Source organism: Francisella noatunensis subsp. noatunensis (genome assembly GCF_009823375.1).
GTDB classification, from domain to species: Bacteria; Pseudomonadota; Gammaproteobacteria; order Francisellales; family Francisellaceae; genus Francisella; species Francisella noatunensis.
In genome coordinates this window covers 1-13,296 of the sequence record NZ_WBSX01000044.1, presented here as the reverse complement: position 1 = coordinate 13,296, position 13,296 = coordinate 1, and the positions used below count along the sequence as shown (strand labels likewise).

Below are 13,296 nucleotides of genomic sequence, written 5' to 3'. Positions count from 1 at the left end.
TAGCTTTTTAACTTTACAGGATAGCTTATGATTATTTGAAGTTCTGCGGCTTTGATATAGCTTCTGTGCTATCTCAGCATTATAGTCACTATTTATACTAGTGCGATTAAGTTCCTTTTTTATAGCTCTTTCACTATAGCCAATTTTATTGGCTATTTGAGATGTTTGGTATCCTAATTTAAGTAATTCTTCTATACAATATCTATTTGAAAGAGTTAAGTGCTTTGGCATTTTTTAGTTCCTTATCGTTTATTTTAGTTTCGTCAAAACCTAATAAACTATATTTGGAACTCTCTTTCAACTATTTAAAACTTTCAGAATACAATCTAGCAATAATACAAAAATTAAATTATTTCTCTACCCACTAGATAAAATCTCTACCTTCCCCTCAAAAAGAAACCATCCAGTTGAGCAAAATTTAATTTAACCCAAGTCGGTCTGCCATGATTACATTGACCGGAATTTTCAACAGTCTCCATCTGTCTTAGTAAATGATTCATCTCCGGAATACTAAGCTTATCATTTGCTCGTACAGCAGCATGACAAGATACTGTAGCCAAAATATGGTTTAGATAAAATTCGACACTCTTTGTCTTACCAGAAGATGTAAGCTCTGTAGCTACATTTGATATTAGATTTTGCACATCTTTATCTTTGACATATATTGGCGTTGAACGAACTAATACTGCATCATCTGCTACTACTGATATTTCAAAGCCTAGCTTCTCAAAAACTTCTAGATTCTCATCAATCGTTGCGACTATATTACTTGATAATCTACACGTTAAGGGCATTAATAGATTTTGCTTAAACTTAGCAGTATCTGCATGCCAAGTTTTTTTCATTTCTTCATAGAGTATTCTCTCATGAGCAGCATGCATATCCACAAGTACTACACCATCATCTACTTGAGAGAGTATGTATATACCATGAATCTGACAGATAGCTTGTCCTAAACCACTAGCTTTTGACTTTTGTGATATATGAATTTCATTTTCTTGAGTAGTTTGATTACTAAAATATTTATCTAACAAAATAGTACTTGAGCTTTCATCCTTTTCATCTTCAATACTGATATCCAAACTCATATTACCAATATTAAGCGGATTATTTACATTACTTGATCTTTCTTGGAAGTTATTATCACGAAGAGTAGGTTTGTCAACTTCTACATCAGCACTTGTAGTTATAGCTTTATTGACTGTACCAAAAAGAAAATCATAGATGAATTTCTGATTTCTAAAGCGCACTTCACTTTTAGCTGGATGAACGTTTACATCCACCTCTTTATAATCCATATCAAGATAAAGCAAAAATGCTGGATATCTATTACCATACATTACATCTTTATAAGCATTTTTTATCGCATGAGTAACAATCTTGTCTTTGATAATACGTCCATTTATATAGAAGCTCTGCATATCTGCTCTAGCTCTATTAAATCTCGGACTAGCCACCCATCCCCATAAATGAGCATCTCCAACCTCTTTATCTATATAGATAGCGTTCTCAATAAAGTCACGACTATACAAATCTAAAACACGATTATACTTAAGTTGCGCATCTTCTGCTAATAATAGATCTTTGACCTCTTTACCATTATGAATAAGTCTAAAAGCTATACCAAAATAGCAAAGCATATATTTCTTAAGTAAATCAGAAATATGTAAAAACTCAGTATTATCTTTTTTCAAAAATTTACGTCGTGCTGGTGTATTGTAAAAGAGTTCACAAACCTCAATAGTTGTCCCTGTCACATGTGCAGCAGGAGTAACCTCTCTAGTTTCGTTATTAATTTGCCAAGCATCATCTAAATCTTGATGTTTTGAGATAATTTTTAGCTTTGAAACAGAAGCTATACTAGCCAGAGCCTCTCCACGAAAGCCCATGCTAGCAACAGACTCTAATTCTTCAAGAGTATAAACCTTACTTGTTGCATGAGGTGCTAGAGCTAGTCGCAAATCATCATAAGCAATTCCTTTACCATTATCTCTAATTCTGATTAATGACTTACCGCCCTCTTGAATTTCTATAGTAATAGCAGTTGCTCCCGCATCAATAGAGTTTTCAATAAGTTCTTTGACAACAGATGAGGGTCTTTCTATAACTTCTCCTGCTGCTATTTGATTGGCTAAATCTTCAGGTAATAATCTTATTTGGCGATAATTTTGCTGAGAATACATAGATAATTTATCACAAAGGATCTTTTACAAAATCTCTTGTTGAACACTCCTTCCATAGCTCTTGATCTACAATCTTGCCTGACCTATCTTGATATGGATAGATTTTATCTTTTGTTAAACCGCACTCCCATTTTATTTTATTAGCCTGAGATTTAGGTATTCTTTGCCAATATTCATCTTTGCCTAAAAATCCCCAAAAAGCTCTAACATAAACCTTATCCCCATCTTCTATAGTTTGAACTTTGACATGATAAAATTTACCATCATGTGGATTTAGTACAGATCCTTCAGTATAAATAGGTCCTTTACCATGTGATTTATCAGCAGAGCCTGATTTTTTAATATCCCAAACAAACTCTAGTCCTTGATATGTATCATGGCCACTAGAGTAGTCATACTTATGTCCATAAGCATCACCTTTGCCACAGTTTTTACAATATACAATCGGAGGGTGAATCTTACCATCATCAACATTCGCTAATGGTACAAATATTCTAGCATTTAAACTACCATGATCGTTAGTATACGCATGAATTACACCAACATTTGTAGCTTCATCTCTCTGTAACCAATACCCATTTACATTTGATTTATCAAAATTTGCATAACTACTCACAGCTATAATAAAACCAAAAATTAGGAAAGTAATTTTTTTAATCATTCTAGAAAACTTGTTATGACTTTTAAGATAAAGTATAAAGAAAAATTGGAATTATACAAACTAATTAGACGGGACTTTTAACACCAAATTGCTCAACAGGATAGTTAGCACAAGTAGCAGTAACCTTCTCATCTTTATTTACATATTGTCCATCAGCGGTTACACCACAATCTGCTTTAACTTTTTCGTAATCAGCTTTTGTGATTCTCTGCCAATGAGCAGCTTTACTACCTAACTCTTTGCCCCAAACGATATAAGCAGCTTTAGCATACATTGTTCTACCTGCATCTTGAACTTGTGCTTCAGATGCGTAAACTTTACCATCATTTGGATTTATTACACCACCATCTTTATATACATCACTACTTTGACCAGCAACACCTGTACCTGATTGTGACTGCATATTACCTGCGAATACTATTCCCTGTAGCGGAGTGTTTTTACCTTTGTAATCAAAACCATTATATGAGCCATTTGAGCAATTATTACATGTTGCTCTTGGCTTAGTTGGTTTACCAGATGCATCGACATACATTAGAGGAACTACTATCTCCATTTGAAGAGTCCCTTTCTTTCCATAATCATTATTATCTGCGAAATAAGTATGAATAATACCTTGTAGCATACCACGACCAGCATCTGGATCTTCATCAAATTGTACCCAGTATCCTTCTGGTGATAGGTTAACGCCTCCTGCATCATCCGCATAAGAAAAACTTGTCGCACCAAACGTTGCGAAAGCCATTAATGCTAAAATTTTAGTTTTTTTCATTACTTCTCCTTTAATTCTTCTTTAAGATTAAGTATAAATTTTATTTCTTAACCTCTCAACACTAACAAAGATAATATTTTTATTCAAATATATACAAGACATTATTAGCATTTTTATAAATAAGGCTTATAATTAATTTTAATATTAAGTAATTAAGTCTATATTCTTGCAAGGAAAAATCATAACGAATTTCGGTGGCAACATTTCTGTCAAACTTACAAATGGCGAGAAAGTTTCGGCACTATTACGAAGCCACTTGAAAGGTGAACTGACTGTAGGGGATAATGTAGAATTAGAATATACAAATTCCACTTATGTAATTACTAAATTATTAGATAGAAAGAATTTAATCGCTCGTCCGAATCAATATCAGCGTAAAAATAAAAATATTGCCGCAAATATTGATAGTGCTGTAATAATTATTGCACACTCTCCGGCACCAGTTGAACACTATATTGATAGATATCTAGCTGCACTAGATAACAGTAATATTGAACCAATAATTGTTATCAACAAAATAGATAATCAGACAGAAAAAGATAAAGAATATATTCAAAATCTAGCAAGTGTTTACCAAAAAATTGGCTATAAAGTTTTTTATATATCTGCACAAAACAATATAGGAATTGACAAGCTTCTTGAAGAGCTTAAAGACAAAACATCAATATTCTTAGGTCAATCAGGTGTTGGCAAGTCTGAAACATTAAATACAATACTAGGTGAAAAAATTACTGCAACAACTGCTGTATCAGATTCTACCAAAAAAGGGCGTCATACTACTACATGTTCTACTTTGTACGAGATAGATGATACTACTAATATAATTGACTCTCCTGGCATAAGGGAATTTGGACTTTGGCATATCACAAAAGAAGAGCTTTTTGATGGTTTCTTAGATTTCAAAAAATATAAAGGGATGTGCCAATTCAGAAATTGCTCACATGAAGAGGGATCTAAAGGTTGTCAAATTGTTGAGCAAGTTAAACAAGGTCACATCAATCCCGTTAGATTTAAGAATTATCATCGAATATTATCTGAGATCAGAAACTAAGAATACAGAATAACCAATCACCTTTTTTAGAAGTATTCAATCCAAAGTGGCTTTAAACTAATTTTGATTAGGCTTATAGTACTTAGGTGTAAATTCCATGCCATATTTAACATTCATCCACATTCTACTGATAAAACTCTGCATTTCTGCATCATGAATATTAAGAACATACATCTTTTTGATCATCTCATCAGTAGGTCTGATATTCGTATCATTAAATATATAATCTAAATATTTTTCATTTTGTGTAACTGCATTAGGCTGATATAAATAATTACTATTTTGAGCTGCCACATACGGATCTATAATATAGTTCATAAGCGCATAAGCTTTATCAAGATCTTTAGCTCCTTTTGGAATCATCAACATATCAAACCAAATATTAGTACCTTCTTTAGGTATCACATATGCTAAAGTCACATCAGGATTAACAGTTTTTGCTCTTTCGACAGATCTAACTACATCGCCAGAGTATCCCATTACTAGACACAGATTACCCACTGTGAAATCATTTTGATACTTATTACTATCAAAGTACTTAATATATGGACGTACGCTTTTGATAATATCTAGAGCTGCCTTCTCATACTCAGCTTTACTATTAGTATTAGGATCAATACCATGATAAAAAAAGTAATTACCGAATATCTGCTCAGGCTCATCAAGCAATGAGACTCCACATGACGCTATCTGTTTGAGATACTTTTTATCAAATACATATTTCCAACTATTAGGAACAACATCCTTTCCTAATCTTTGTTCTATTTCTTGTTTGTTATAAGCTAGTCCAGTAGTTCCATAACTATATACTACAGCATAGTTATTACCCGGATCATTAATTTGAGATACCTTGTCATAAATAACTTTATTACGATAATCTAGATTTGGTAACTTTGACTTATCTAACTTAATAAGAGCATTCGATGCTATCTCACTATTCAAATACAAAGCGCCCTGCTCTATCAAATCAAAACCAGAAGAGCCTGTCATTATCTTCGCTCTTGTCATATTATCATCAGATGTATATATATACTTAACTCTAGTATTAGACAACTCTGAAAAACAAGGCACTATATCCGGAGATATATAGTCAGCCCAGTTTGTAAAATTCAACTGAGTTCTAGACTCTGATGCTATAATTGGATTTTTGAGAACTTTATTATCACATATATACGAATCTTCTTCAGAATAAGCTACATTTAGTAAGCTAACTAGCAGGCCCAAAACAAAAACTTTTCGTTTCATAAAAGTAACACACGCTCTAGTTGTTATAAAATTTCTTTAAGTATATACTAAACCGTGGTATCGGAGAAATAGAAAAGTAGAATAATGGAACAAATTATTAGTAGTAAAAAGTTTGGTCTAATCAGACTAATAATGATAAATATTATTGCAGTTGATAGCTTAAGAAACATATCAATCACTGCTCAAGCTGGCTGGATAGTTATTACTTTTTATATTCTTGCGGGTATTTTCTTCTTAATTCCATGTGCTCTACTTACTGCCGAAATGTCTACAGGGTCATCTCAAGAGACTGGTGGTATTTATATCTGGGTCAAAAAAGCTTTTGGTAAAAGATTAGGCTTTTTAGTGATATGGATACAATGGGTTTATAACCTCGTATGGTTTCCTTCTATTTGTGGCTTTTTCGCTGGTATTATTGCTTATGTAATAGCTCCGACTATAGGTCAAAATGCAAATGAATTAGTATCTAACCCTTGGTATATGATATCAATGAGCTTGGTTATGTTTTGGAGTGCTACAGCTATCAACTTATTTGGTATCAAAACTTCAAGTACAGTGAGTACTCTTGGTGCTATTATAGGTACACTTCTTCCTATGTTTATTATTATATTAATAGCTATTATTTGGTCGTTTTCTCACACTTCTGAGATAATTTTACCAACTGTTGGTGATTTTATCCCATCAGGTAATAACATAAGTAGCTGGGCTTTATTTATAACAGTTATGTTTAGCCTATTTGGTCTAGAGATGAGCGCAATTCATGCAGCTAACGTCAAAAATGCCAAAAAGAACTTCCCTAGAGCCTTACTAATCTCAGGCTCTGTAATACTAGGTTCTTTGATATTATCAAATATAGCTGTGATTTTAGTTAATAGTCAGCTACAGATTGGTGATATTGATATTGTCACAGGATTAATGGTTTCATTTCACTACTTCTTTAACCAAATCAATATGCCTTGGATGACATATGTTATTGCAATTACATTAATATTTGGTGCATTTACAACAACTTCAGCTTGGATTATGGGATTATCCAGAGCATTTATGGTTGTTAGTAATGATAATATCCTGCCACAAATATTTGGTAGAACTAACAAAAATGACGCTCCTGATACCATGCTTATAACACAAGCTCTTATCTTTACGGTATTTTGTTTTTCATATATACTCATGCCATCAGTCAATGAAGCATACTGGTATCTTAGTGATTTAACTGCGCAATTAGCTGTAATCGCATACATATTTATGTTTATAACAGCTGTTAAGCTTAAAATAAGCTATCCTCTTCAAGAAGGTCAATATCAAATATGTAAAGGCTCTCTTGGAACTATACTAATGGCTCTGTTAGGCTGTGTTGGTTGTATAGTTGCAATTATTGTTGGATTTATTCCTATAGACAGTATGGATATGTCGGTTTTAAATTTTGATATGATGCTTGTTGGTGGAATTGTAATAGCTCTAATTATCCCAGCTGTTATAACTATCAAAAAGTAGCTTCTTCTCAGGTATACTTTTAATGTCTTTGTGTATTCAATTTTTTTGAAAACTGTTACAATATCTTCAATTTAATAATGATTTAATTATAAATGATTTTACAAACTATAAAAGACTGGTATCGCAATAGATATCAAAATAATGAGCCTATAGTGTTTTTTGGATTAATGCTATTTTTCTACTTGGTTTTAACATTTTTAGGTAATTATATAACACCTATATTGGCAGCTCTTGTTATTGCCTATTTACTCGACACACTTGTTAATATATTACAAAAATTCACCAAGATAAAACGTATCATATTAGTATATATTGTATATATGCTATTCCTCATATTACTTTTATCACTAATATTTGTATTATTACCAATTATTGTTAATCAGCTAATTGATTTTATTAAACAAGCTTCGCATACACTATCTAGTTTAAAAGAAAGCTTAGAACAGCTATCTGTAAAGTATCCAACAATACTTACCGAAGCTAGAATCAATTCAATAGTGACTTGGTTTGATAGTATTGACTGGCAAAAAATAAGCTCTAATATAGGATCATTTATTCTACAAAATACTGCGACAACAATTCCTGTTCTTTTCTCTATTTTGATATATCTATTTTTAGTACCACTTATGGTATTTTACTTTCTAAAAGATAAAGCAAGAATGATTAACTGGTTTAAATCATTTTTACCAGAACAAAATGGTGCATTATATTTCGTTTGGAATGATCTTAAACCTAAACTTGCTGATTATGTTAGAGGCAAAGCTATTGAGCTGATTACAGTGTCTATCGTAACATATATGGGTTTTGCATACTTTAATCTAAACTATGCATTACTACTAGCTGTTGGTGTCGGTTTGTCCGTAATTATACCTTATGTTGGTATGGTAATTATTACAATCCCAGTCGTCATGGTTGGTATTTTACAGTTTGGTTTAAATGGTACTTTTGTATCAATGTTGATCGTATTTTTTATTATTCAAGCTTTAGATGGTAATTTATTAGTACCTCTTCTTTTCTCTGAAGTTCTAAATATCCACCCAGTAGGGGTAGTATCATCTATCTTGATATTTGGGGGTGTTTGGGGGTTGTGGGGTATATTCTTTGCAATACCATTAGCATTATTATTTATATCAGGTGTAAATATGTGTCGAAACCACCTCAGTGGTAAAAAAATCTTTCTAATATAAATTTATGTTAATAAGACAAAAACAAGCTAATCAAGATATATTGTCTAACCTATTATCAAAAGGTTATGACTTATTTTTAGCACGGATTATCTCTTCTAGAGTAAGTAATTTTGAGAACATTGATCTTATACTAAAAGGCTCTATAAAAGATCTATCGTCCCCCTTTCTCTTCAAAGATATCGATAAAGCCGTAGATAGACTTTTTCAAGCGTTACAAAATTATGAAATCATTGGATTAGAAACCGACCATGACTGTGATGGCCAAACATCGCATGCAATTTTATATGAAGCACTGACAAAGATATTCAATTACCCTAAAGAAAAGATTCGTTCATATATAGGTCACAGGATGCAGGAAGGATATGGTCTATCAGAGTCTCTGATGAATAGAATATTAACAGATAGTATTAGACCAAATCTTATCATAACAGCTGATAATGGTTCAACAGATGAGCCTAGGATTGCTGTTCTTAAACAAAATGGAATTGATACTATCGTAACTGATCACCATGGTATTCCTCCTGAGGGAGCGCCTAAAAGTGCTATCGCCGTACTAAACCCAACCCAACATGATTGTGATTATCCTGACAAAGCTATAGCTGGCTGTATGGTTGCTTGGCTTTTTATGGCGGCTCTTCGTAGAAAATATCTACAAAATAGTAAATCATTATCTAAGTCTTACGGATTAAGTAATTTACTTGATTTTGTTGCCATTGGTACAGTTGCAGACTGTGTTAGCATGGCAAATAGTCACAATAACCGCATTGTTACAAAACTTGGTATAGAGCAACTAAAAAACAATGATCGTCTATGTTGGGACTTCTTAAATAAAGATAAATTATCAAGTGAGTATATTAGTTTTAGTATAGCTCCTTTGCTAAATAGTGACGGAAGAGTTTCTGATGCACTAGGGTCTGTTAGCTTTTTACTTGAGAATGATGAACGCAAAATTGAAGAAACGTACGAAAACCTAACTAAACAAAATAGCCAACGTAAAGAAATTCAAAAAAAGCTTACTCATGAAGCAATAACCAAAGCACATCAATTAGACAATAATAACAACTCATTATGTATACTACTTAATGATGGTCATTCTGGAATTCATGGTATTACAGCAAGTAGAGTCAAAGAAATGTTTGGTAAACCTGTGATTATTTTTTCTGAAACACAAAATGATTCTAACATAATATCAGGCTCTGCTAGAAGTGTAGATAGTATTAATATTAAAACAATACTTGATTCTATAGCACGTAAATCGCCTACTTTGATGATAAAGTATGGTGGTCATAAAGGTGCTGCTGGCTTAACAATTAACAAATCTGATTTCGATACTTTTTATGATTTATTTGAAAGTGAAATTATTAATTTCGTTAAAAACAATAGTATATCTTTAGAGCCTATTTTAGAGTATGATTTTAAACTTGAAGAGAATGATTTCAAACTACAAACCCTAGAAAAGATAGAATCTCTTGAACCATTTGGCAGAGAATTTGAAAAACCTCTATTTTACAATAGCTTCACTATAGAAAATCTACGTTTAGTTGGTAAAGATAAAAATCATGCTCAACTAGTTTTACGCTATAAAAATATTCCTTCAATTAAAGCTATATGGTTTAATGCTTCAGAAAATAAAATAATTGAACAAATAGCTATTGGCGATACTATAAAAGCCTGTTATGAACTACAAAAAGAAGAGTTCCTCGGGCAAATAAACTTATCTCTCAATATTAAACTTATCGAAAAATGAAAAATCATAAATATATTAAGACAGCTCTCAATACAGTTATTGATGATATATGTGTTGAACATTTCTCTACAATAGGCTCAACCAATGACTATTTACTAGAAAGAAATTTATCACATAAATATCATTTTTGCTATGCAGAGCAACAAACAAAGGGACGTGGACGTCGTGGTGATAAATGGATCTCTAATAATAATGATAACATTTACTCAACATTAGCATTTAGTTGTAACTTTAACATCGCAAAAGACTCTTTTATAAGCATTAAAGTAGCACTAGGAGTTTTAGAAACTATCAAGAAATATATTCCAGTTGATCAACAAGAAAAACTAAAAATAAAACTACCAAATGATATTTATTTTGAAGATCATAAATTAGCAGGAATACTTATTGAAACTAAAAATATCAAAAAAGATAGTTTTGATATTGTTATTGGTATCGGTATAAATGTAAATATGACAAATATTAATGAAGATATTGATAGGCAATGGACATCACTATCCATAATTAATAATTATGAGATAGACTCATCCAAAGTTATAGTCGATTTAGTAAAATATATTATTGATAATTTTGAGAAATCTTATTTAGATACTCTAGAGAATTTTTCAAAGTATGATTACACGCTAAACAAAAAGATTACCTTTAACTATTCAAATAAGAATTTTCAAGGTATTGCTAGAGGTATTACTGATAATCTAATGCTAAAAATTTTAGATGATAGTAATAATCTTCATGAATTTGATCTAGCAAATATTAGCAAAATAAGAGTTATATAATGAGCCTGAAAAATATTAAAAAACATGCAGAATACTTAGATAAGATTCGCTCTTACTTTAAAAGCTTATGTATATTAGAGGTAGATACACCCTTAGCTTATGAATTTGGTGTAACAGATCCTTTTATAGATGTTTTTAGCATTGAGACAGTTTCTGGCAAAAGATATCTCCAAAGCTCTCCAGAGTATGCAATGAAAAGATTATTAGCTACAGGTAGTGGTAGTATATACCAAATTTGTAAAGCATTTCGTGATGAGCCTTGTGGACAAATTCATAAGCATGAGTTTACAATGATAGAGTGGTATCGAGTAGGTGTTAACTATCTACAACTAATGCAAGAGATGGAGAATTTATTCTTAGCGCTTAAACCAAATTTAAACTTCATATATTTAAGTTATCATGAAGCATTTGAAAAGCATTATAAAATTAATCCTCACAATATTTCTTTGGAACATTTACAAGATATAGTCAAAGAAACAGTTGGAGATATTCAAGGACTATCAAATCCAACCATTACTGATTGTTTAGATATACTTTTTAGTTATAAAATTGAAAAAAATCTTAATCAAAATGATACTATTTATTTTATTTATGATTATACGATACACCAGTCAGCACTCGCTAGAAAAATATATAATCAAAATCAACAACTAGTAGCTGCAAGGTTTGAAGTATTTAGCAATGGTATTGAACTAGCAAATGGATACTATGAACTAATTGATAAAGATGAGCAGCTCAAGCGCTTCAATAGTGATCTCGAAATAAGAAAGCAACAAAATAAAGCCTATTTAGATATAGATTATAAACTTCTAAACTGTATAGAAAATATACCAGAATGTTCAGGAGTAGCATTAGGTTTTGATAGACTTCTTATGAGTTTAGAAAATATTGATAAAATACAAGATCTGAGCATTATAGATTAATTTAATCAACAATACTACTTATGCAAAGTAATTGGATTTATTGCAAACTCAACATTGAAATCCCTTAGCTCTTTTGCGATACTCAAAAACACTTCATCTTGGGCTGTTATAAAATCAACGAAAAATACCTTATTTACCATAGCATAAACCTGTAAATTTATACCATTAGCTCCAAAGCTACCCTCTGATCTACCCGAAATATTACTACCACTAGAAGCCAATGATACTGATACTGATACTGTTTTATTCTGATCAATATTAGGATGAGACTTAAGCACTGCAAGAATTTTTTCTTTGATAACTGGTATTTTATCCATGTACTTATAATCAATAGTTATAAACTGTACTATCCGTCTATGGGTACGGCGTGAAGTTGTTGTTATACAAGTATTTAAAAACACCGAATTTGGAATATGCATTGGTGCTGTTTCATAATTATCAACCTGTGTTGTAAGAGTGCCTATTTTTTTTGATAGTACCACTAAACTTGATTGATGAATTTATATCTAATGATATTACATCACCCTCTGAATATTTACGGTTAAATATAACAAAAAGACCGCCAAAAAAATTTGTAATCAAAGTGCTCTGAGAAAAAGTTAAGCCTGCAAAAGCAACTCCACTAAATGCTCCTAAAGCTGTCAAAGGCACATTAAATGCTGCTAAGATTAGTATAATAGAGATAGCGACAGCTCCTAGTTCAAAAGCTTTATATATAGCATTAATATCTCTGAAGTCACTATATGAATCTTTATTTTGTGCTTTTTTCTTCTCAATAGAGATATTCTTACTATTATACAAAAACTTAAATAAACTGATAATAATTGCTAAATATATACAAAAATCAAAAATTTTATCTGAATACTGAATTATAACTTCTTTATAATTTGGTAGATGAACTATTACAGGTAAATCAACACAAGTTTGCTAGATTGTATTCTGAAAGTTTTAAATAGTTGAAAGAGAGTTCCAAATATAGTTTATTAGGTTTTGACGAAACTAAAATAAACGATAAGGAACTAAAAAATGCCAAAGCACTTAACTCTTTCAAATAGATATTGTATAGAAGAATTACTTAAATTAGGATACCAAACATCTCAAATAGCCAATAAAATTGGCTATAGTGAAACAGCTATAAAAAAGGAACTTAATCGCACTAGTATAAATAGTGACTATAATGCTGAGATAGCACAGAAGCTATATCAAAGCCGCAGAACTTCAAATAATCATAAGCTATCCTGTAAAGTTAAAAAGCTA

At 31.4% G+C, this 13,296-nt stretch carries 11 protein-coding genes and 2 pseudogenes; 7 read left to right on the top strand and 6 right to left on the bottom strand.

Features of this window, described 5'->3' with window-relative positions; all coding sequences use genetic code 11:
* The 4 genes from F8C69_RS04985 to F8C69_RS04970 form a co-directional block, all read right to left on the bottom strand.
* Positions 1-231 (bottom strand): helix-turn-helix domain-containing protein (locus F8C69_RS04985; RefSeq protein ID WP_159183974.1); only part of this gene is annotated, 231 nt, incomplete at its 3' end.
* Between the two features lie 146 nt (positions 232-377).
* Positions 378-2,183 carry a DNA mismatch repair endonuclease MutL gene (gene mutL, locus F8C69_RS04980; RefSeq protein ID WP_159184418.1) on the bottom strand — a complete coding sequence of 602 codons (1,806 nt, stop codon included), beginning with the start codon at positions 2,181-2,183 and terminating at the stop codon, positions 378-380.
* Positions 2,184-2,193: 10 nt separating this feature from the next.
* Positions 2,194-2,844 carry a DUF2147 domain-containing protein gene (locus tag F8C69_RS04975; protein ID WP_159184417.1) on the bottom strand — a complete coding sequence of 217 codons (651 nt, stop codon included), beginning with the start codon at positions 2,842-2,844 and terminating at the stop codon, positions 2,194-2,196.
* Between the two features lie 64 nt (positions 2,845-2,908).
* Positions 2,909-3,616 carry a DUF2147 domain-containing protein gene (locus tag F8C69_RS04970; RefSeq protein ID WP_159184416.1) on the bottom strand — a complete coding sequence of 236 codons (708 nt, stop codon included), beginning with the start codon at positions 3,614-3,616 and terminating at the stop codon, positions 2,909-2,911.
* A gap of 166 nt (positions 3,617-3,782) precedes the next feature.
* Between F8C69_RS04970 and rsgA the strand changes: the two genes are divergently transcribed.
* On the top strand, positions 3,783-4,667 hold the full coding sequence (rsgA, locus tag F8C69_RS04965; RefSeq protein ID WP_159184415.1) for a ribosome small subunit-dependent GTPase A: 885 nt from the start codon (positions 3,783-3,785) through the stop codon (positions 4,665-4,667).
* Between the two features lie 57 nt (positions 4,668-4,724).
* Here the strand turns inward: rsgA and F8C69_RS04960 are convergent, their stop codons facing one another.
* Complete coding sequence (locus F8C69_RS04960) at positions 4,725-5,912, bottom strand: polyamine ABC transporter substrate-binding protein (RefSeq protein WP_159184414.1); 1,188 nt, start codon at positions 5,910-5,912, stop codon at positions 4,725-4,727.
* Between the two features lie 84 nt (positions 5,913-5,996).
* On the opposite strand from F8C69_RS04960, the gene gadC reads away from it, so the two are divergent.
* From gadC to epmA, 5 genes and pseudogenes are all read left to right on the top strand, one after another.
* Entirely contained in the window at positions 5,997-7,406 is a 1,410-nt protein-coding gene (gene gadC, locus F8C69_RS04955; RefSeq protein WP_159184413.1) for a glutamate transporter GadC, read from the top strand.
* A gap of 92 nt (positions 7,407-7,498) precedes the next feature.
* Positions 7,499-8,604 (top strand): annotated as a pseudogene (locus tag F8C69_RS04950) (AI-2E family transporter).
* A complete protein-coding gene (gene recJ, locus F8C69_RS04945; protein WP_159184412.1) occupies positions 8,598-10,340 on the top strand; it encodes a single-stranded-DNA-specific exonuclease RecJ in 1,743 nt (580 codons plus the stop codon). The pseudogene F8C69_RS04950 and the gene recJ overlap by 7 nt, the downstream one beginning before the upstream one ends.
* On the top strand, positions 10,337-11,116 hold the full coding sequence (locus tag F8C69_RS04940; RefSeq protein ID WP_159184411.1) for a biotin--[acetyl-CoA-carboxylase] ligase: 780 nt from the start codon (positions 10,337-10,339) through the stop codon (positions 11,114-11,116). Before recJ ends, F8C69_RS04940 begins: the two co-directional genes overlap by 4 nt.
* Complete coding sequence (epmA, locus tag F8C69_RS04935; protein WP_159184410.1) at positions 11,116-12,039, top strand: EF-P lysine aminoacylase EpmA; 924 nt, start codon at positions 11,116-11,118, stop codon at positions 12,037-12,039. Before F8C69_RS04940 ends, epmA begins: the two co-directional genes overlap by 1 nt.
* A 14-nt stretch (positions 12,040-12,053) precedes the next feature.
* On the opposite strand, the pseudogene F8C69_RS04930 reads toward epmA, so the two are convergent.
* Positions 12,054-12,966 (bottom strand): annotated as a pseudogene (locus F8C69_RS04930) (mechanosensitive ion channel family protein); the annotation flags it as partial.
* Between the two features lie 99 nt (positions 12,967-13,065).
* Here F8C69_RS04930 and F8C69_RS04925 point away from each other — a divergent pair.
* Positions 13,066-13,296, top strand: a 231-nt coding sequence (locus F8C69_RS04925) for a helix-turn-helix domain-containing protein (RefSeq protein WP_159183792.1), incomplete at its 3' end; no start/stop codon positions are given.

Excerpts from the sequence above, each read along its gene's own strand:
- mutL (WP_159184418.1), bottom strand. The coding sequence starts at position 2,183 with ATGTATTCTCAGCAAAATTATCGCCAAATAAGATTATTACCTGAAGAT.
- F8C69_RS04975 (WP_159184417.1), bottom strand. The coding sequence starts at position 2,844 with ATGATTAAAAAAATTACTTTCCTAATTTTTGGTTTTATTATAGCTGTG.
- F8C69_RS04970 (WP_159184416.1), bottom strand. The coding sequence starts at position 3,616 with ATGAAAAAAACTAAAATTTTAGCATTAATGGCTTTCGCAACGTTTGGT.
- F8C69_RS04960 (WP_159184414.1), bottom strand. The coding sequence starts at position 5,912 with ATGAAACGAAAAGTTTTTGTTTTGGGCCTGCTAGTTAGCTTACTAAAT.
- gadC (WP_159184413.1), top strand. The coding sequence starts at position 5,997 with ATGGAACAAATTATTAGTAGTAAAAAGTTTGGTCTAATCAGACTAATA.
- recJ (WP_159184412.1), top strand. The coding sequence starts at position 8,598 with ATGTTAATAAGACAAAAACAAGCTAATCAAGATATATTGTCTAACCTA.
- F8C69_RS04940 (WP_159184411.1), top strand. The coding sequence starts at position 10,337 with ATGAAAAATCATAAATATATTAAGACAGCTCTCAATACAGTTATTGAT.
- epmA (WP_159184410.1), top strand. The coding sequence starts at position 11,116 with ATGAGCCTGAAAAATATTAAAAAACATGCAGAATACTTAGATAAGATT.